Source organism: Chryseobacterium sp. Leaf394 (assembly GCF_001424105.1).
Classification (GTDB): Bacteria; Bacteroidota; Bacteroidia; order Flavobacteriales; family Weeksellaceae; genus Chryseobacterium.
In genome coordinates, this window is sequence record NZ_LMQH01000011.1 from 67393 (window position 1) to 87759 (window position 20367).

At 36.8% G+C, this 20367-nt stretch carries 20 protein-coding genes and 1 tRNA gene; 10 read left to right on the forward strand and 11 right to left on the reverse strand.

The window, feature by feature from the left end:
* From ASG21_RS04945 to ASG21_RS04955, 3 genes are all read right to left on the reverse strand, one after another.
* A partial coding sequence (locus tag ASG21_RS04945; protein WP_128414316.1) for an oligopeptide:H+ symporter occupies nucleotides 1-611 on the reverse strand: 611 nt, incomplete at its 3' end.
* Between the two features lie 285 nt (nucleotides 612-896).
* Entirely contained in the window at nucleotides 897-2426 is a 1530-nt protein-coding gene (locus tag ASG21_RS04950; protein ID WP_056076679.1) for a peptide MFS transporter, read from the reverse strand.
* Nucleotides 2427-2560: 134 nt separating this feature from the next.
* Nucleotides 2561-4216 (reverse strand): peptide MFS transporter, encoded by a 1656-nt coding sequence (locus ASG21_RS04955; protein ID WP_056076681.1) that lies wholly within the window; start codon nucleotides 4214-4216, stop codon nucleotides 2561-2563.
* A gap of 84 nt (nucleotides 4217-4300) precedes the next feature.
* On the opposite strand from ASG21_RS04955, the gene ASG21_RS04960 reads away from it, so the two are divergent.
* Both ASG21_RS04960 and ASG21_RS04965 read left to right on the forward strand, forming a co-directional pair.
* Nucleotides 4301-4546, forward strand: a complete 246-nt coding sequence (locus ASG21_RS04960; protein WP_056076682.1) for a hypothetical protein — start codon at nucleotides 4301-4303, stop codon at nucleotides 4544-4546.
* Nucleotides 4536-4838, forward strand: coding sequence for a type II toxin-antitoxin system RelE/ParE family toxin (locus ASG21_RS04965; RefSeq protein WP_157844508.1), 303 nt, complete (start codon nucleotides 4536-4538; stop codon nucleotides 4836-4838). The genes ASG21_RS04960 and ASG21_RS04965 overlap by 11 nt, the downstream gene beginning before the upstream one ends.
* Nucleotides 4839-4894: 56 nt before the next feature.
* Here the strand turns inward: ASG21_RS04965 and ASG21_RS04970 are convergent, their stop codons facing one another.
* Nucleotides 4895-7024 (reverse strand): S9 family peptidase, encoded by a 2130-nt coding sequence (locus ASG21_RS04970; protein ID WP_056076686.1) that lies wholly within the window; start codon nucleotides 7022-7024, stop codon nucleotides 4895-4897.
* A 115-nt stretch (nucleotides 7025-7139) separates the two neighbouring features.
* On the opposite strand from ASG21_RS04970, the gene ASG21_RS04975 reads away from it, so the two are divergent.
* Nucleotides 7140-7616, forward strand: coding sequence for a hypothetical protein (locus ASG21_RS04975; protein ID WP_056076688.1), 477 nt, complete (start codon nucleotides 7140-7142; stop codon nucleotides 7614-7616).
* Nucleotides 7617-7711: 95 nt separating this feature from the next.
* Here ASG21_RS04975 and glgP read toward each other — a convergent pair whose 3' ends face one another.
* Nucleotides 7712-9382 (reverse strand): alpha-glucan family phosphorylase, encoded by a 1671-nt coding sequence (gene glgP / locus ASG21_RS04980; RefSeq protein WP_056076690.1) that lies wholly within the window; start codon nucleotides 9380-9382, stop codon nucleotides 7712-7714.
* Between the two features lie 192 nt (nucleotides 9383-9574).
* On the opposite strand from glgP, the gene ASG21_RS04985 reads away from it, so the two are divergent.
* Nucleotides 9575-10375, forward strand: coding sequence for a hypothetical protein (locus tag ASG21_RS04985; protein ID WP_056076692.1), 801 nt, complete (start codon nucleotides 9575-9577; stop codon nucleotides 10373-10375).
* A gap of 110 nt (nucleotides 10376-10485) precedes the next feature.
* Nucleotides 10486-12318, forward strand: a complete 1833-nt coding sequence (locus ASG21_RS04990; RefSeq protein WP_056076695.1) for a T9SS type B sorting domain-containing protein — start codon at nucleotides 10486-10488, stop codon at nucleotides 12316-12318.
* A 48-nt stretch (nucleotides 12319-12366) separates the two neighbouring features.
* Here the strand turns inward: ASG21_RS04990 and ASG21_RS04995 are convergent, their stop codons facing one another.
* The gene (locus tag ASG21_RS04995; protein ID WP_082482357.1) at nucleotides 12367-12726 is read right to left on the reverse strand and encodes a nuclear transport factor 2 family protein; all 360 of its coding nucleotides are present in this window, start codon (nucleotides 12724-12726) and stop codon (nucleotides 12367-12369) included.
* A 100-nt stretch (nucleotides 12727-12826) separates the two neighbouring features.
* On the opposite strand from ASG21_RS04995, the gene ASG21_RS05000 reads away from it, so the two are divergent.
* The 3 genes from ASG21_RS05000 (at nucleotide 12827) to ASG21_RS05010 (ending at nucleotide 16445) form a co-directional block, all read left to right on the forward strand.
* On the forward strand, nucleotides 12827-13468 hold the full coding sequence (locus tag ASG21_RS05000; protein WP_241773456.1) for a hypothetical protein: 642 nt from the start codon (nucleotides 12827-12829) through the stop codon (nucleotides 13466-13468).
* 66 nt (nucleotides 13469-13534) lie between these two features.
* On the forward strand, nucleotides 13535-14881 hold the full coding sequence (gene mtaB / locus ASG21_RS05005) for a tRNA (N(6)-L-threonylcarbamoyladenosine(37)-C(2))-methylthiotransferase MtaB (protein ID WP_056076698.1): 1347 nt from the start codon (nucleotides 13535-13537) through the stop codon (nucleotides 14879-14881).
* A 58-nt stretch (nucleotides 14882-14939) separates the two neighbouring features.
* Complete coding sequence (locus tag ASG21_RS05010) at nucleotides 14940-16445, forward strand: FMN-binding glutamate synthase family protein (protein ID WP_056076700.1); 1506 nt, start codon at nucleotides 14940-14942, stop codon at nucleotides 16443-16445.
* A 10-nt stretch (nucleotides 16446-16455) separates the two neighbouring features.
* Here ASG21_RS05010 and ASG21_RS05015 read toward each other — a convergent pair whose 3' ends face one another.
* The 4 genes from ASG21_RS05015 to ASG21_RS05030 all read right to left on the reverse strand — a co-directional run bounded on the left by ASG21_RS05015 (nucleotide 16456) and on the right by ASG21_RS05030 (nucleotide 18915).
* On the reverse strand, nucleotides 16456-16704 hold the full coding sequence (locus ASG21_RS05015) for a hypothetical protein (RefSeq protein ID WP_056076702.1): 249 nt from the start codon (nucleotides 16702-16704) through the stop codon (nucleotides 16456-16458).
* Complete coding sequence (locus ASG21_RS05020) at nucleotides 16689-17789, reverse strand: DUF692 family multinuclear iron-containing protein (protein ID WP_056076704.1); 1101 nt, start codon at nucleotides 17787-17789, stop codon at nucleotides 16689-16691. The genes ASG21_RS05015 and ASG21_RS05020 overlap by 16 nt, the downstream gene beginning before the upstream one ends.
* Nucleotides 17789-17992 (reverse strand): hypothetical protein, encoded by a 204-nt coding sequence (locus ASG21_RS05025; protein WP_056076706.1) that lies wholly within the window; start codon nucleotides 17990-17992, stop codon nucleotides 17789-17791. Before ASG21_RS05025 ends, ASG21_RS05020 begins: the two co-directional genes overlap by 1 nt.
* Before the next feature lie 179 nt (nucleotides 17993-18171).
* Nucleotides 18172-18915, reverse strand: coding sequence for a hypothetical protein (locus tag ASG21_RS05030; RefSeq protein WP_056076708.1), 744 nt, complete (start codon nucleotides 18913-18915; stop codon nucleotides 18172-18174).
* A gap of 55 nt (nucleotides 18916-18970) precedes the next feature.
* Here ASG21_RS05030 and ASG21_RS05035 point away from each other — a divergent pair, with 55 nt between their 5' ends.
* Nucleotides 18971-19408: an RNA-binding S4 domain-containing protein gene (locus ASG21_RS05035; protein WP_056076710.1), complete on the forward strand. Its 438-nt coding sequence runs from the start codon at nucleotides 18971-18973 to the stop codon at nucleotides 19406-19408.
* Between the two features lie 18 nt (nucleotides 19409-19426).
* On the opposite strand, the gene ASG21_RS05040 is transcribed toward ASG21_RS05035, so the two are convergent.
* Complete coding sequence (locus tag ASG21_RS05040; RefSeq protein ID WP_056076712.1) at nucleotides 19427-19942, reverse strand: shikimate kinase; 516 nt, start codon at nucleotides 19940-19942, stop codon at nucleotides 19427-19429.
* A 209-nt stretch (nucleotides 19943-20151) separates the two neighbouring features.
* Here ASG21_RS05040 and ASG21_RS05045 point away from each other — a divergent pair.
* Nucleotides 20152-20234, forward strand: a tRNA-Leu gene (locus ASG21_RS05045).
* The last annotated feature ends 133 nt before the right edge of the window (nucleotides 20235-20367 follow it).

The following is a 20367-nucleotide window of genomic DNA, read 5'->3' on the forward strand; positions in this document are numbered from 1 at the left end:
GTAAATATAAAATTAACCAGACTGATGACCATTACGATTGCTGCCAAACCGAATGCAACATTCCATCTTATGCCTTCAGAGATGATGCTTCCAAACAATTCTCCTTTACCAATTGCGATGCATAAATATCCGCCGAGCAATGCTCCAAGGTTTATTCCTGCGTAGAAAAGCGAGAATCCGGCATCAGCTCTTGAGTCGTTTGGTTTGTATAGTTGTCCGACCATCGAGGAAATATTGGGTTTGAAAAAACCAGTTCCCACAACTGTAAAAGCTATTCCTAAAAAGAAGAATTGGTGAGGATCTACGGCTAAAATTAAACTTCCGACAATCATTAAAAGGCCACCCCAAAAAAGTGATTTTCTGAAACCTAAAATTTTATCGGCAAAAAGACCTCCTACAAATGTAAAAGCATACACAAATGCCTGAGTCGCACCGTACTGTAGATTGGCTTCTTTTTCATGAAAATTCAATTGCGAAATCATAAAGAAAACCAACATCCCACGCATTCCGTAGAAGCAGAATCGTTCCCACATTTCAGAGAAAAAGAGTGACCAGATCTGTTTTGGATATTTTCCTTTGAAATTCTGTATTTCGTCGAGGGTTAAGTTCATAGGGTAATGAGTAATAAGTAATTTTAAAATCTTTTACGATTCTGATCTTTTATCTTTCTGATCAAGCTCAAAACAGACTGTGTTCTGATCGATGATCTGTTCTAGTTTTTCTTCTTTCAAAACTACAGTAAAAGCGTTGGATTGGCTATACAGAAAACCTTTTCGCGTGTTTGAGCGATTATTTCCTTTATGTAGTTAAACAAAGAATATTTGGAAACTTCCATAATACGAATGTAAAAAAAACCTCTGAATAATCAGAGGTTTTATATAGTTTAAGAAAAGAATTTATTTTGCAATCTCTTCTGCCATGCCTAATTTATCATTATGCATCATTTTTTGTAGCCATGAGCTCATCACAAATAAAATTGCAGCAGCTGCACCAGTCATAATTATAAAGACCATAAAGAATTCATAAAGATTGGTAATCTGATATCCTAAAAATGAAGGATTTACTACCGGACCTGTCGTGGCTTCAGCACCAGCAGTGGGAGGTATTAGGGCACTCAGAGTTCCTGCAAACTTATTTGCAGCAGCATTGGCAAGAAACCAAGTTCCCATCAGTAGAGATGAAAGTCTTAGCGGTGCTAATTTTGAAACCATTGATAATCCGATTGGTGATAAACACAGTTCCCCCATTGTATGGATTATATAAAGTGAAATAAGCCACCACATTGAAACTTTATCATCTATTCCAAGTCCTTTCACAGCAATTGCAATAACTACATATCCTAAAGCAACTAAGGCTAAACCTAAAGCCATTTTTTTAGGAGAAGAAGGTTCTAGTTTTCTGATGTATAAAAATCCCCAAATCATTGAGAATAATGGAGCTAAAGCAATAACAGCCAAAGGATTAACAGATTGAAAGTATGAAGCAGGCATTTCCCAGCCAAAAAGACTTCTCTCTGTCTGACGGTCAGCAAATAAAGTAAGTGATGCTCCGGCCTGTTCGAAAGCTCCCCAAAAGAAAATTACGAAGAATGCCAAAATGAATACAACCATTATTCTCTGCATCTCAACTTTTGTAAGGCTTTTATCAGTTAAGATAAGAATTGGCATTGCTACCATAGCGCCGTAGATGAAATAGCTGATTATATCAATGTCACTTTTAAACATCTGCTTGAAGTTCAACATGAAAAATATGATTGCAATTGAGCCCACGATCATACCAATGCTTTTAGCATCAAGCTTTTTAACAGGTAGACCTATCGCTTTTCCTTCTTCAGATATAAGATACTTTTTCTGACCAAAAATAAATGCTACCAAACCAAGCAACATTCCTACACCTGCAGCTAGGAAACCCCATTTGAAATCCATAGAGCCACAAACCAAAGGTGAGAAAAATGCTCCCAGATTAATACCCATATAGAAAATAGTAAATGCACTGTCGATTCTTCTGTCATTCGCAGGATACAACTGTCCTACCATTGTAGAGATATTTGGTTTGAAGAAGCCATTTCCGATGATGATGGAAGTAAGACCTATCCACATTAAAGTGATTCCGCCATTTGTACCGGCAGATGCACTGAAAAACATGAAGAACTGACCGATTGCCATCAGAAGACCACCAATCACAATACTTCTTCTGTTTCCTAAAAACTTATCACAAAGATACCCTCCTAAAAGTGGTGTCAGATAAACTAATCCTGTATAACTTCCGTATATTTCAGATGCATCTGCATCTTTCATCAGTAATACTTTGGTCATAAACAGAATAAAGATGGCTCTCATTCCATAATAACTGAACCTCTCCCACATTTCCGTGAAAAATAGAAAGTAAAGACCTTTAGGATGACCTTTCTTTTGTGCTGTATCCATATATACTTGTTAAATTTTTGTTAAGACCCACAAATATAGTTTTTTTTGGGTTTTTGGCAAGTTTTAATTTTTATTTTAAACAAAAAAGCTGCAGATCATTTCTGCAGCTTCTGATATATTAGTTTGATTAGATTTTAATGCCCGCTGTCTTTCATGATTCTGTTGAGTCTTTTCAACATGAGAAGCCCTAAGACAGTTGCAAATATCAAAAGTCCGAAATTTACCATAAAGTAGTTAGACTTGTTATCGTAACTGTACCATGTGCTTGCTAAAATTCCGGAAAGCTTATTTCCCACAGAATTGGCAAGGAAAAATCCACCCATCATCAGTGCAGTAAGTCTTGCTGGGGAAAGTTTAGATACAAACGAAAGTCCCATAGGTGAAAGACAAAGTTCACCCACGGTAATTACTCCATAACTCGCAACCAGCCACCATGGCGAAACTTTTACGGCACCGTTTTCTCCCGCTGAAACTGCCAGAACCATAACCAGACATGAAAGTGCAGAAATGAAAAGTCCCAGAACGATTTTTGTAGGAGTCAGCGGTTCTTTTCCTCTTTTTCTTAAAAATGCCCAGAATCCAACGATGACAGGAGTTAAAGCTATCACCCAAAACGGATTAATAGACTGAAATAATTCGGTATTGTAAAGGAAAATTTTGCTGTCAGGATTTTGCTCTAAAGAAGCTCTTTTTTCCGGCGATATATTTTTAAAATAGACATCCTTGCCCTGTTCTTTGATGGCTTTTCCATCTTTGTCTTTTTGAGATTGATACTGGTCATCATAAACTGGAACTTCCTTTGTTTCATAACCTTTCCCGTCTACCATGTAGATTTCTTCCAAAGGTTTTTCAAGTGAAGTGGAAACGCTTCTGTCAGTGTAATAATTGGCCCATCTTGTCAGTGCCGTTCCGTTTTGTTTAAAAACTGCCCAGAAAAACATACTGATCATAAATACGGATAAAAGAGCTCCGATGGCTGCTTTTTCATTTGGTTTAGCTTTGAAATACAGTGAACCGTAAAAATAAATTACAGGAACGCAGGCGAAAATAAAGGCGTCCGTACTGTCGCTTCCAAAAATACTGCTTGGAACAAACCATCCAACTACTCCAAATAAAATTGCCGGCAAAAATACCTTCATTAAAATTTCAGAAAGCTTGGTATCACCTTCCTGTACGGGCTTCATCTGAGCAGCGTGGATATAATGTTTTCTTCCGATGGTGAAAATGACCATTCCGATCAGCATTCCGACACCGGCAGTGATAAAAGCTTCGCCCCAGCCGTATTTATTTCGCATGAAAGCGGCAATAAGGTTGCAGATAAACGCACCGATGTTGATTCCCATGTAGAAAATATTGTACCCCGAATCTTTATTAGCTTTGTATGGTTCTTCAGAATATAAATTTCCAAGTAAAGTGGAAATGGTAGGCTTGAAAAATCCGTTTCCGATAATAATTAATGCCAATGAAGAGTAAAATAAAGTCAGATCCTTAAAAACGCCCATCCCAATGTATCCTGCAGCCATTAAAAATCCGCCGAGATAAATTGATTTTATGTATCCTAAAACTCTGTCTGCCAAAAATCCACCGATAAAAGGTGTGAGATAAGTTAATGCGATATAAGTTCCGAAAATGTCGTCAGCAGTTTTGTCGGGTAAACCGAGACCGCCTTTTAAACCGGCAGGTTCGATAACGTAGAGAACAAAAATTCCAAGAATTAAATAATATCCGAAACGTTCCCACATTTCTGTGAAAAACAAAAAGGGTAATCCTTTTGGATGTTTGGTTTTCATGAGTATATTTTTTACAATTTCACAAATATAATTTTTTTAAAATAATATTTGAATTTTATTAACTTTGAGTAAATAAAAGATTAAATGGAAACTACGATAAAAGATATTGAAAATAATTTGGAGACTTTGCCTAAAGAATTTTTGCATCAGGTCAATGATTTTATTGATTTTCTTAAGTATAAACATTATAAAGATGTGGAGTATGAAGTTCCTGAATGGCAAAAAGATGAAGTAAGAAGAAGAGTGAAGTATGCGCAGGAACATCCTGAAAGTTTGATTTCTGAATCTGAAATGGATAACTATTTAAATGATTTGGAAAGTGGCAACTAAATTAATTTACAGCCATTTTGTAAAACGGGATTTAAAAGAAATAAACAATTGGTACAGAAAAATTAATAAAAAACTTGCGAATCAATTTATTCAGGAATTTCTTTCAAAAATTAATTATATCAAAGGAAATCCTTTTTTATGTGAAATTAAATATGACAGAAACAGAATAGTCTTCCTAAAGAAATTCCCTTATGGAATTCATTATTGTTATAACGAAGGCAAAGATTTAATTGAAGTATATTCTGTTTTCCACACCTCAAGAAATCCCGATCAATGGATTGATAGGCAATAAAAATTCCGAACCTCAATCTGAGATTCGGATTTTTTTATATTCCATCTTCCAACTTCCTACAGATTCTCCAAAATAAAATCTGTCATTTTCTGATAGAGCTGCGGTCTCGTCTGTCCGCCATAAATACCGTGGTTTTTATCCGGATAAGCCATAAATTCAAACTGTTTTTTGTTTTGAATCAAAGCTTCAGAAAATTCCATTGAATTCTGGAAGTGTACGTTGTCATCGGCTGTTCCGTGGATTAACAGGAATTTGCCTTTCAGTAAATTCGCATAAGTTGTAGGTGAATTATCATCGTATCCCGCCGGATTTTCCTGAGGTGTCAGTAAAAATCTTTCTGTATAGACAGAATCGTAGTATCTCCAGTTTGTCACCGGTGCCACCGCAATTCCAGTCTTAAAAACGTCAGCACCTTTCGTCAATGCTAAACTCGCCATGTATCCTCCAAAACTCCATCCGAAAATTCCGATTCTTGATTTATCGATGTACGATTGATTTCCAAACCATTTTGCAGCAGTGATCTGATCTTCGATTTCGTATTTTCCTAAGTTTTTGTAGGTAACTTTTTTAAATTTTGCTCCTTTGTAACCCGTTCCACGTCCGTCTACACATGCTATGATGTAGCCTTTCTGAGCCAGCATTTCAAACCAGAATGTGTTTCCATTATCCCATGAATTTGAAACCTGCTGCGAGCCCGGACCGGAATATTGGTACATAAACAAAGGATACTTTTTATTTTTATCAAAGTTTTTAGGCTTAATAATCCATGCATTCATCTGATCTCCCGCTTCGTTTGGAATCGTAATGAATTCTTTTACGGTGAAATTATCCTGCTGCAGTTTTTGTAACTGAGCTTCGTTGTTCTGAAGTTCTTTCAGTTGCTTTCCGTTGCCATCTTTCAATACAAAAGTGTAAGGTTTTGCAACGGTGGAAGAGGTTTCAATAAAATAATTATAGTTTTTGCTGAAATTCGCAGCGTTGTTGCCTTCGGCATTCGAAATCAACTGAGATTTTCCGTTTTGTATATTGATTTTGGAAACCACTTTATTGATGCTTCCTTTTTCAGTTGTCTGAACGAAAACTTCTTTGGTTTTAGGATTAAATCCATAATATTCTGTCACTTCCCAGTTTCCTTTGGTAATCTGCTTTTTCAGTTTGCCGTCTTTGTCATACCAGTACAAATGTCTGAATCCATCTCTTTCAGAAGCCCAAAGAAAAGAATTGTCTTCCATGAATTCCAAAGTCACATTGTCTGTGTCGATCCACTTGTCATCGGTTTCTGTGAACAGTTTTGTCGCCTGTCCGGTTTTTGTGTTGACTTTTAAAACATCCGATGCATTCTGAGTTCTTTGTGAAGTAATCAAAACAATTTCGTCCGGATTTGAAGTCTGAATTACATTCGGAATGTAATAATTTTTAAAACTGTCTAAGTTTACTTTGGTTTTTTTCCCGTCAGACAACTGATAGATATGCGCCGTTGCAATTGAGTTTTTTTCGCCTGCTTTTGGGTATTTGTAACGCATTTCTGTAGGGTAAAGAGATTTCCCGTACATCGGAATGTAAATTTCCGGAACATCAGTTTCCACCAGTTTTACAAATAAAATATCTTGTGAATTTTTAGTCCATTCATATAATCTTGCGTGCCCGAATTCCTCTTCATAAACCCAGTCTGCCAAACCGTTCAGTACTTTATTTTTTACGCCATGCTGCGTAATCTGAGTGATTTTTCCTGAATTTAAATCCTGATAAAACAGGTTGTTGTCTACAATAAAAGAAATTTTTGTAGCATCAGGAGAAAATCTTGGCTCCTGAACAGCTTTTCCTTCATTCAGACTAACGGTTTTTCCTGATTTTAAATCTTTAATATCGTATTTTCCTAAAAAAGAATGTCTGTAAATCGGCTGACTTTCTTTCAGCAACAGAATTTTAGATTCGTCATCAGAAAATTCATAGCTTTCGAAACTTCCGTCTACTAAATTCCCTTCTTTCTGAGAGGTTTTATAAGAGTATTTTGCGATTCCGCCCTGCTCAATAACCAGATAATTTTCACCGTTTTTCATTGAGGCAATTCCGGCGATGCCTTTTCCGCGGTAATAACCTGAATATATTTTGTCTAAAGTAATTTCCTGAGCGTTCAGACTTTGTAAAACAGCAGCGATGCTGAGGGTAAGTATAAGTTTTTTCATTTTTAAAATAAAAGGATTCCAAATATAACATTTTTAATAAAATCTTTTGAGAATGAATATCAAAACTTCGTTTTGGCAAAAAAATTGGAGTAGACGTTTCATTAAATAAACAATTATGGAAACGAATAACGAGAAGAAACTCAACCGCTACGAACTTACAAATGAAATCTTATATACCGGCTTCGCAGACTTCGCCGCTGCCGAACTTTACGCAAAAGAAAATAACGGAAAACTGATGGAAGTGGCTTTCAAGGATGGTAACGACAATCCCGTGGAAACATCCGAAGCAGATCTGATTGAAAAGAAATTACATTATTTTGTGGATGCAGGTCCTGAATATAAATTTATCCACTCATCAGATGAAGGTTTTAAACAGTATGCTGATGAACTTCAAAAGATAAAAGCTAAACTGACTCAGTCTCCGCCGGATGAAAGATACCTTGCCAATTTTGAAATTGAAAATGCTGAAGATCCAATTGTGGTTCTGAAAAATGACCAGTTTGAATCAGTAACGTCAAGAGAGCGTTCAAAATATTTGAAACATGCCAATGTTTATGAAATTGCAGTTTCAAAACCGAAAGCGCAGGCATAAAATCAATCTATCATAAGCAAATCAGCCCGAACGTTTCGTTCGGGCTGATTTATTTATAAGATTTTGTTAGCATTATTCTTAACCTTAACCTCAACCTAAGCTTTAACCTCAAGATTATACAGCATTTTATAATATTCGTCAGCCATACGGTCAGAATTGAACTGATCTTTCACGTCATTCATGGCGTTGTACTGTATTTTTCTCCATTTATCAGGACTGTCGTAGTACGTCGGAAGAATTTCTTTTTCAAGGATTTCGTAGAGTTTGTTTAAATCATAGTTATCCTGCTCATAAATGCTCATGTTGGCATAATCCGCTTTCGGAACAACGAACGAGTTTTCGCCGTGTTTCGCATATTCCGGAATCCAGCCGTCGTCTGTAGAAAGGTTGACACTTCCGTTCATAGAAGCCGTCATACCTGAAGTTCCGGAAGCTTCTCTCGGTACACGCGGATTGTTGAGCCATAAATCTGAACCCTGTTTTAAAGATTTACTCAAAGCCAGTTCATATCCGGTTAAAACCGCCATATTTTTATTGTTTTTACTTTCTTCTACCAGAGAATTAAAGGTAGAAATAGCAGAATAGTCCATTGGATAAGGCTTTCCGGCCCAAATCATCTGAATTGGATATTTTGGATGATTTAATAGTTTGTAAAATCTTGATTTATCGTGTAAAAGCAAATCTGCTCTTTTGTATCCTGCAAATCTTCTTGCCCAGACAATGGTGAAAATATTCGGATCAAAAAGATTTCCGGTTTGGTCTGCCACAATCTTGAAAAGTCTCTTTTTTAAAAGCTTTTTGCGGTAGTCAAACATGGTTTCATTATTTTCATCCTTTGCATTATACAAAGGCTTGTCGCTCCAGTATTTGAATTCCTGTGCGTTGGTGATTGATTTAATTTCACAAATGCCATCGTATTTACTCCACATTTCACGCGAAACCTCACCGTGAAGCTGCGAAACACCGTTGGCAACTTTTGCCATTTTCAGTGCACACAGCGAGTGATTGAATCTCTCATCATCAGAACCCTCAATTTTGCTCACTTCTTCAAGACTTAAACCGGAAAAGTATGACATCTCATGACAAAGTCTTCTGTTGTGTTTTTCGTTTCCGGCTTCTTCCGGAGTATGTGTTGTGAAAACAAGTTTTTCTTTCACTTTACTTAAATCTCCATTGAATTTTTTCAGTAAATGAAACGCTGCCGGCAAGCCGTGTGCTTCGTTCAAATGATAGATATCTCTTTCGATATTCATTTCTTCCAGAAGTCTTGCGCCACCTTTTCCTAAGAGAATGTACTGAGCCAGTTTTGTAGATTCGTTGGCGTCATACAGTTTGTGAGAAATGGTTTTTGAGATGTGGTCATTTTCAGGAACATCAGTCGACAGAAAGAACATCGGTGCTGTATTAAAAGTCTCAGGATCAAGATAAAAAACCTTTACCCAAACCGGTGCACTGTGAATTTCGATCTGAAATTTGATGCCTGTATCTTCCAGAAAACTGTACATTTTCTTCGTCCACGTTGGCTGAAGTGTCTGATCGTGATTTCGTGCCTGATCGTAATAACCGAATTTCCAGAGAATTCCGATTCCTATAAGATCCTGCTTCAGATTATAGGCACTTCTCATGTGCGAGCCAGCCAAAAACCCGAGACCACCGGAATATATTTTGAGAACCTGCTCGATGGCAAATTCCATTGAAAAATAAGCGACTTTTTTTGTGTATTGCTGGTTGACAGCGTAAGGTATTTTGAAGTTTTTGAAATCCATTCTGTATTAATAAATATTTAGATATTGAACAAATGTAATTATTATCGAAATAAATCGATTGTTAAATAATTAATAATTTAAAATTTTAAAATCATTTCAATTAAAAAAATCACTACATTTAGCTTGTAAATTTTTGATAATCAAAATGTTTACCCTTGAGTCAGTTTTGTAATTCTGCTAAAATTTAAGCTCATGAAAAAGACTTTTTCCGATGAAGATCTTGTAAAAAATATGAGTCTTTATCATCTCAACAGACATCTTAAAAAGAAGCCGATAGAAAAGTATCACCGCAGCATAGACGCCTCTGCTCTGCACGACCGTGAGAAGTACAAAAAGAAAGCCGAGATTTTGCTGCTCAATTCGTTTATGCACCATTTTCCTGATGTGAAGTTTGAAAATTTTACCTGTGAAAGCCCTGATTTTATCGCAAAACTGAATGGTAAAAAAATCGGAATAGAACTCACGGAAGTAATCAATCATCTGGAAATGAAAAAGGTAGAAAGCTGCCTCAACAAAATTTTCCGTCAGGCAGAAATATTATTGGAACAGGAAGACACTACGAAATATCGTGGTGTTTATTTTTTGGAATTTAATACACATTTTAAATTAGACAACCCTCAGTTTCAGCAGGAAATTATTTTAGATATTTACAAAAGCATCCGCAAGAAAAAGCCGGTTGGCTGTGTGAAAAAAATCAGAAAATCAAGCCACCGCAGAAATGTTTTTATTACCCACGAGTATACGCTTAATCTTTTTGACGAATTGTGTTCTGAGAAAATTTTAGAGCTCATCGAAAAGAAAAACGAAAAATTCCCGTATTATGATAATTCTGTTGATGAATGCTGGCTGGTGATCGTTTCAGATATGAATTCTCTGGCGTCGAGATATACTTTTATTCAAAACAGAGAACACTTGGATGAGGTAAAAAGTCCTTTCCACAAAATTTTTCATCTCGAAAATCTTTGCGGAAATATAACGAGTATAAAATCGTAGAAATTCGTTGGTTTTATTAAAAATTAACAAATTAAATTCAAAATCCTTATCCTTTTTTTGTAAAGGTTTAAATATTTGTTTAAATTTGATACGAACTAATACGCAGGGGTATGAAAAAAACTATACTGTTTCTATTAATCATCATTTCAAATTTCTATTATTCTCAGGGAGATTGCATCACGGCATTAGGTGTTTGCGGAAATTCGACAATTACATACAGTCCGACAGGTATAGGAGCTGTGGACGAGAGTTTAGGCGACTGTCTCAGTACAGGCGAGCACAATTCTATCTGGTACAAATTTAAAATTGCCACGAGCGGAACTCTGACGTTTGTGATCAATCCTGTGGATCCAACGGTAGATTATGACTGGGCTGTGTACGGACCCAATACAACTTGCGGAAGTCTGGGTTTCCCAATCCGCTGCAACGCTGCAACTGTAATTGGTGTAAATCCTGATACCGGTTTAAATATGACCAGCACAATAACCAGTGCAGCAGGAGGATCTCTGACGCCTTACTGCAAGTACATGGATGTTGTTGCGGGTGAAACCTATTATTTATATCTTGATAATTTTCAGGGAGGAGCAAGTACAAATGTTTCGCCTTTTACACTTACATGGGGCGGCACAGCTACATTAGCATCACCATTTACAGATCCGGCTATACTTCAGTTTCCGCTTGTGCCACCAGGAACTCCGGCGGCAAATCCATCTGATCCGAGAGAAGTGTTAATCTGTATCAATCCTGCAGTTTTCAATTTCAGTTCACTAACCCCAGGAATTTTAAATGGGAACAGCAATTTTGTAGTTTCTTATCATTATAATCAAAATGATGCTATATCGGGAGCAAGTCCAATTACGACGCCTATTACAGTAAATACAACCACTGTATATTATTACAGCGTGCATTATCAGGATCCTACCAACCCGACCAATCCTATCAATTATTGCAGGGAAACTGGTAAATTTAAATTTAAACTGGGTTCAATTTCTGCCTATGACGGGAATCTTGAGGTCTGTTCAAATCCCGGAACTCCTAATTTTGGCACATTTAATCTTGAACTTGCAGACGTCACTCTTCAGTCAGGAGCGATAAAAAAATACTATGCTACACTGGCAAATGCTCAGGCAGGAACCAATGAAATTTCTCCTGCTACAGCATATATCTCAGCAAGCGGAGAGGTTTATGTAAGGGTTTCGGATCTGGCGGGGTGCTATACTATTGTAAAGATTACGCTGAAAATAGTTCCGCCAAAATATTCCACTGTTTTAAAAGATCAGGTGATCTGTATAGATGACCGTGCAACACTGGATGCGGGGCCCGGTTTTACTTCTTATCAGTGGAGTACCGGCGATACAACTCAGGTGGTCTCTGGTCTTCCGGTTGGAAATTATTGGGTAATTCTGCAGACAGGAAACTGTTTTGCTCTTCAGAATGTAAACGTTTTGCCTTATAAACAGCCTGTTATTACAAGCATTGATATTTCTTTTCAGAAAGTTGTGGTGAATGTAAGTGGCGGAAAAGCACCTTATAAATACTCTATGGACGGCACAAACTGGCAGGATTCAAATACCTTCACAGGAGTGAAAAGAGGCGAGCAGACTGTTTATGTGAAAGACGCCAACGACTGCGAGGAAGTTGAAATCCAAATTACAGTTCCAAATATCGTCAACGCGATTACACCAAACGGTGACGGACTGAACGATTACGTTGACTATTCTGCTTTGGCTTACAAAACAAATCTTGTCTTTACCGTTTACGACAGATATGGAAATCAGCTCTTTGTAGCAGATAAATTCAATGACTACAGATGGGACGGAACTGCAGGAAACAAAAAAGTGCTCACAGGAAACTACTGGTTCTCATTTACCTGGACTGAGCCGAAGAAAAACAATATTCCTGTAAAATATTCAGGATGGATTTTATTGAAAAACCGGGAATAACTATAAATAATTGATTGATAAAAGCCATTTCGCAAGAAATGGCTTTTGTTATTTGAAAACTTTAACGTCTTTAAAATAATCTGAGAGATAAAGAATTTTTCCGCAGTCGGAAAATTGTATTACTGTACAGATTTCATTCTTATACATGCCTTTTCCATACATGTATCCTAAAGAGTGGGTTTGATAAAAATATTTTTCATTTCCAAGATTAAAAATTTCGGAAACACTCCATTCAATTTTCTCATAACGTCTGAAAATAGCTCTGAATAGGGCAAGAATTCTGCTTTTCCCTGAGATTTCCTTTGCTGGAGGAATAGAAATTACAGTTTCATCAGTAAACCATTTTTCGAGCTTTTCAATATTCAGGGAGTTTAAGTCCTGCATAAAATGGCTTATCTTACAATTCATAGGCGGCAATTTACCATAATATACGTGAAAAATAGTAAATTGGATTTACCAAATTTTGGAGATAGAACTAGATTAAATTATCCAAATTAAAATTATTTCAATGGAAAATTTCAAAATACGGATCAACAGAGGTATAATATCTGAACAATTTCTAAAAAGAAGTATCTCAGATTTTCATGACGCCTGCCAATATATTTCAAAGCTGCCGTATAAAAGAAATTCAGATAAAAATAATATCCTGTGTGTATTTGATGATCTGGGCGGAACCTGCAGTACGAAACATGCGACGTTACGAAAACTTGCTCTGGAAAACGGTCATACTGAAATAAAACTGATTCTTGGAATCTTTAAAATGGATGCAGAATATACTTGGAAAATTAAAAATACTTTAGAAAAATTTAATCTGAATTACATTCCGGAAGCTCACAATTATCTGAAAATCGATGATGAATATTTTGATTTTACCAAACCTGAATCAGATTATCTTCAGTTTAAATCTAAATTATTGATTGAAAAGGAAATAGAATTTGATGAAATTATTGATGAGAAGATATCCTTTCATAAAGATTTTCTTAAAAAGTGGATTGCTGATCAAAATATCCATTGTAGCTTAGATGAAATCTGGAATATCAGAGAACAGTGCATCAAAGATTTACAGGGAAATGATGATAGCGAAATTCAAAATTCTTCGCCCGTCTGCTATCTGAACAGTCCCGAAATCCGTGATGAATACAAACAATAGATTCAATCGATTTAGAATTTATATTAAATTGATTATCTTTGCACCCACAAATTTTAATCATCCTAAATGTCTCATATTCACAGAACTGCCGCATTTCACACCCTTGGCTGCAAATTAAATTTTGCAGAAACATCTACCATTGCCCGTCAACTGACAGATGCAGGTTACGATAAGGTGAGTTTTGATGACAGAGCAGATGTTTATGTAATCAATACCTGTTCGGTTACTGAAAATGCGGACCGTGAATGTAAACTTCACGTAAAACGCGCCATGAAAGCCAATTCCGAAGGTTTGGTGGTGATTGTCGGTTGTTATGCTCAGCTGAAACCTGAAGAGATTTCTCAGATTACCGGAGTTGATCTGGTGCTTGGAGCCAAAGAAAAATTTAACATTCTGAGCTATCTTGATGATTTGGAAAAGTCTGAAAGCGAAGGTGTTGTCCATTCATGTGAAATAGAAGAAACCGATTTTTTCATCGGGAGCTATTCAATTGGAGACAGAACCAGAGCTTTTCTGAAGGTTCAGGACGGTTGTGATTATAAATGTACTTATTGCACCATTCCTTTAGCGAGAGGGATTTCCCGTTCAGACACCATCGAAAATGTTCTGCAAAATGCCAGGGAAATTGCAGCGAGAGATATCAAAGAAATTGTTTTAACCGGTGTCAACATTGGCGATTACGGAAAAGGCGAATTTGGAAACAAAAGACACGAGCATACTTTTTTAGATTTAATCAAAGAATTGGATCAGGTTGACGGCATCGAAAGAATCCGTATCTCATCCATTGAACCGAATCTTCTGAAGGATGAAAGCATCGAACTGGTTTCTAAAAGCAAAAGTTTTGTTCCCCATTTTCATATTCCTTTACAATCCGGTAGCGATGATTTGCTGAAAAAAATGAAACGCCGTTATCTTACGAAATTATACAGCGACAGAGTCAATAAAATCCGCGAAGTCATGCCTAATGCCGCAATTGGCGTAGACGTCATCGTAGGCTTTCCTGGAGAGACAGAAGAATTATTTATGGAAACCTATAATTTCCTCAATGAGCTTCCCATAAGTTATCTCCACGTTTTCACCTATTCAGAAAGAGAAAATACCGAAGCTGCAGAAATGGACGGAGCAGTTCCGATTCCTGAAAGAAAAAGACGCAACAAAATGCTGAGAATCCTTTCAGAAAAAAAGAAGATGTCATTTTATCAAACCCAGCTTGGACAGACGCTTCCTGTGCTTTGGGAACACGAAAATAAAGACGGAAAAATGTACGGCTTCACAGAAAATTATGTGAGGGTACAAAAAGATTTTGATGCTGCGTGTGTTAATCAGATTGAGTTTTTGAAACTTGAAAACATCTTGCCAGATGGCACGGTTTCTGTCAGGTCATCATTCGAAAGTTTTTTAGCAAAAGCATAGTCTGTTTGTTTTAATTCTACTAAATTTATTCTTTAACGATTTTAAAATCTACATTCTTATGAGAGATAAGTTTTTATCTTGGGGTTTGGTATTGGTGATTGTGACATGGATTGTCGCATTGCTCATCAAAGCCCATTACTGGATTCCGATATTTTTAACTGCAGTTTATGCACTTGGAGTTTACAATACTTACCAAACCAAACACGCTATTCTACGAAACTTTCCTGTTCTGGGTTATTTCAGATACTTTTTTGAAGGAATTTCTCCTGAGATGCAGCAGTATTTTATTGAAAGAGAAACGGATGGCAAACCTTTTCCGAGAAATCAGCGGTCTGCAGTGTACAGACGTTCAAAAAATCTGAGTGATACAGTACCTTTCGGAACGCAGCTGGAAGTAAATCACAGAAAATATGAAGGAATAAAACACTCCATCTATGCCAAATCTCCAAAGGAAGAACTGCCGAGAGTTTTGGTGGGTGGTGAACAGTGTACGCAACCCTACAATGCCTCATTATTTAATATTTCAGCAATGAGTTTTGGTGCATTGAGCGACAGAGCTCAGATTTCGTTAAACAGAGGAGCCAAAAAAGGAAACTTTTATCACAATACAGGAGAAGGAGGGATTTCTCCGCATCACATGGAAGGTGGAGATTTGTGCTGGCAGATCGGTACAGGATATTTCGGATGCAGGGATGACGAAGGAAATTTTAACCCGGATTTATTCACCAGATATGCCACACTTCTCAATGTGAAAATGATTGAAATTAAATTGTCCCAAGGCGCAAAGCCCGGCCACGGCGGTGTTTTACCTGGAGTGAAAAATACACCTGAGATTGCTAAAATCCGTCACGTACAACCTGGTTTGACGATTGTTTCACCACCATCACATTCATCATTTTCTGATGCCGCAGGTTTGCTGCAGTTTGTACAGCATTTACGAGAACTGTCTGGTGGGAAACCGGTCGGTTTCAAGCTGTGCATTGGTGATACTAAAGAATTTGAAGACATCTGCGTTCAGATGAATGCACTTGAAATTTATCCTGATTTTATCACTGTCGATGGAGCAGAAGGAGGAACCGGTGCCGCACCACCAGAGTTTTCCGATGGAGTAGGAATGCCCCTGGAACCGGCTTTGATTTTTGTCAACAGAACACTTAAAAATTATGATTTAAGAGAAAAATTAAGAATCATCGCCAGCGGAAAAGTGCTTACAAGCTTGGATATCTTAAGAGCCGTAGCCATGGGAGCAGACATGTGCAACAATGCTAGAGGATTTATGTTTTCTCTGGGTTGCATCCAGGCGTTGAGATGCAATAACAATAACTGCCCAACGGGTGTTGCCACGCAGGACAAAATGTTAATCAAAGGTCTTGATGTCACAGACAAAGCCGAGAGAGTATATCATTTCCACAAAAATACGCTGCACACATGTAACGAATTAATCGCTGCAGCTGGAAGAGAATCTTACGAACAGGTCGATGCCTCGATGTTTATGCGGGGTGATGAGTTTGAGCATCTTTCAGACCATTATTTCCCGGATATTTTAGGAAATGTGAGAAAATAAATGATTGTTATTAAAAGTTTTGATGCGCCTCTTTCAGCCCGAATTTATCCTGAGTTATGTCGAAGGATTCCCGCTTCTTTGTGCCTGCGCTTTTGCCTGCGCTTACAAAAGGAGCTCCATTAAGGTCGGGGCATGCGGGATTCGGCTTCATATTAATCATAAAAAAATGCTTCGTTTTTGGCGAAGCATTTTTTTGTGAATATAATTTTAGAAATTTAATCCTTTGTATCAGCCTGTAAGCATTTAATAGGGATTCCATTTTTTGATGATTTTTGAAGCTGTGTCAATCATTTCCAGATCCCATTTTTCTATTTCGAAATAGTTAAAATGATAATTCTTAATGATTTCAGGATTAACAGAATCAAACAGAAGTTTGGTGAGCTTCGTCTGATCTTCATAAAGCAAAAGATCTTCAAGTGGTTTTCCTGTAATCTGATTTTTTTTCTTCCAGTTTTTTTTCAAGAAAGAGTTTACTTCTGAAGCATTCACTATTTGTCTTACTTTTTTAAAATCATTCAGGAAATTTGTTGTATCAGATTTCTCAGTCAGAGTATGTCCCAGTCTTTCAATAATTATATATTCCAATTGATGGCAAACTGACAGGACTTTAGGTAAAACTTCCAGTATTTCCCGTGGGATACTGTCGTCATGCGTATCCCGACGAATCCGTTTTTCTTCAGTATAAGAACTGTTTTCCCAGCTTCCACCTGAAAGATGTATCTCCCTGACTTTTTCCAGAGGGTACATAGCCACAAGTTCCAGGATATCAATATTAAAATTAACTGCCTGACAATATAAATTATGAAGATCCAAAATTAAAAAGCCATCAATATCTTCTATCAGTTTTTCCAGGAATTCACCCTGTTCTTTGACATCATCCGCAGAAAATGAAAATGCCAGATTTTCAATCCCAATGGGGATTTCAAGGGCATCCTGAAGCCTCAGAAGCCTGTCTTTCCCAAGTTGTAAAATTTTAGAATGCAGAGGTACCGGAAGCGGAATTCCCTGATGGAAATTTTCAGTATTCATAAAACCGAAATGCTCCGTTATATGATTATAATTTCGCTTTTTGGTCTCGCTTTTAAGTTTTTCTATCCAGTGTTCCTGTCTGTCAGTCCATTTTGCATCGAATAGTGAGTAGTAAACGCCATGACCGATTAAACGGTTGTTTTCAGAATAAAAATCCAGCAATCCGCTTAACCATTTGGGCTCGTCTGCATGATAGAATGTATCAAAAGACCATTCTAAAATATCAATCTCATTGTTTTCCAATAAAGGTAAAACAGCAGAAACAAATTCTGTTTCCGCCATCATTGCGGTTCCTAATAAAGGTTTATTATTCATTATCCCATTCCGCAAGCTACACAAACCCATCTGTTTTTTACAGTATCTCTTTGGGCAGTAGGTTGTGTTTTTGCTGTATCCGGAGCTTTGGTTTTTACTGCTTTTTTAACAGCTTTTTTCTGTACTTTTTTGGCTGGTTTTGAGGATTGAGCAGCAACACTTACTGTTACTAAACTCGCCAAAAGTAATGCTGGAATTTTCATATTTTTCTTTTTTCAATATTAAACAACTATTATTCCCTAAAATTTACAATTAATTGACCTTTAAGATAAGAATTATTTATTAATCTGTTTTAAATTACAGAAAAATATTGTTGAAATTATAAGATAAAAAAAATCCGCCTCGAATGTGAGACGGATTTCTTTTTGATTTTTTCGAAATTTTAATCCTGAGTAGCCATATTTCTCGGAGTAGACTTATATACCTGAAGATTAAAGATAAATGTTGTGTTTCTGAATGGGGAAGTATACTGAGTTCCGAAATTGTAGTGCTCATCCCGTGCATAAGCTGCTTTAGAAGGAACGATAATCACCCCCTGAAGATTATAATTTTCTGAATCAGCCTGGTCAAAAGCTTTAAATTTTCTGATAGCTTCCTGAAAACCTTCCATTTCGTAGAAGCTTTTAGGTTTTCCGCTTGCTGTTCGCGTAGAAGTTTTTGAATAATAAAAAATAGGGTCTGAAACCGGATTTCCTGTTTCATCAAGTGGTGAAAATCCTGAAAAATTTGAATTTGTAAGGAATGATGTGTTTCCGTCAGTATTTCCTGCTAAATAAGCTTTAGCTCTCATCATGATTCTCATCACATCCGTATCACCGATTGTAGTTCCGGGATTAGGTTGTCCTGTAGCTCTTATAATATAAATCGCTCCCGAAGGTGTTGTCTGCGGGTTTAATGCGCTCAGTTTCGTTTCGTTATCATCAGCCGTATCAGTACTGCTGAATGGTTTGATGTTTCCTTTTGCATCCAGATAGTTATTTTCCATAAACTTCTGAATTGCCTCATTGTCATAGGTATTCTGAAGATTAATATCCTCAGGTTCTTTATAAGTTTCTACTTCATCGTCTTTTTTACATGCTGAAAAACAAAGTGATCCGGCGAGTACATACAAAAATATTTTCTTCATTTTAAAAACTTTACTTACTTTACAAATAATTATCGACAAAAGTATAAAAAAAAATATGAGAATAGATAAATTTTTGTGGAGTATTCGGTTTTATAAGACAAGAACAGTCTCAGCAGATGAAATCAAAAAAAACAGAGTAACCATTGGAGGCACGGTGGTGAAGGCTTCAAGGGATGTGAGAGAAGGTGATATTATTCAGATCAGGAAAAATCAGATTGATTACAAAATTAAAGTTTTACAAATCCCTACAAGCAGAATGGGAGCCAAACTGGTTCCGTTACATATTAAAGACATCACCGATAAAGAACAGATTGAATTGCTCAAGCTTCGCCGTGAATCTCAAAACTATTACAGAGGTAAAGGGGAGGGCAGGCCTACAAAAAAAGACCGGCGAGATATTGATGATTATTCCGGGAACGACATCGATCCTGATTTTACAGATTGGGACGACTTCTTTGGTGAATCTGATGCAGACGAGAAAAATGAAGACTAATTATATTAAAACTTTACCTCACAGGTAAAGTTTTTCTTTTATTTCAGAAACAATATTCTCCGGATTTTTGCCGTCAGTACTGATCATAAACTGCGCTTTGGAATAAAATGCATTACGTTCAAATAAATGTTTTGCAATGAACTCAGGTAAATCTTCTTCCGAAATTTTCGCCACCAGAGGTCTTTTTTCTTTTTGCCTGGAAAGTCTGGCGACAAGTGTGCCGATATTTGCTTTCAGAAAAATGCTTTTAGAATTCAGATTTATAATTTCCATATTGTTGTAATAAGCCGGAGTTCCGCCCCCAAGGCTCAATACAACGTTTTCTTCAGTTGCAAGAATTTCTTCCAAAACTTCTCTTTCTGTCTTTCTAAAGAAAATTTCTCCCTTTTTTTCAAAAATTTCGGGTATTGTCATTTTTAAACGCTTAGAAATCTCTCTGTCGAGGTCTAAAAGTTTAAAATTTATTTCGTCGCTTAAGATTTTGGAAATGTGAGATTTGCCGCTCCCCATGTATCCGACCAGTGAAATTATCATGAAATTATTTTAAACAAATTTGCAAAAAAGTTTTGAGATAACGAAAAAAGCTATATCTTTGCACCACTAAAAACAAGGGACATTACTTAACGGTGAAACTTGATAATAAAGTGACCGACTCGGTAGCTCAGCTGGTAGAGCAATACACTTTTAATGTATGGGTCCTGGGTTCGNTAGCAAAAATGAATTACTTTTCTGTAATTTTTTTTGCCTGCGTGGTGAAATTGGTAGACACGCCATCTTGAGGGGGTGGTTTCCTAAGGATGTGCTGGTTCGAGTCCAGTCGCAGGCACAAGCAAAAAAATGTACGTTAACTTGTAAGTTTTATAAAATTAATTATATATTTACGACGTTAATATTACGTGACCGACTCGGTAGCTCAGCTGGTAGAGCAATACACTTTTAATGTATGGGTCCTGGGTTCG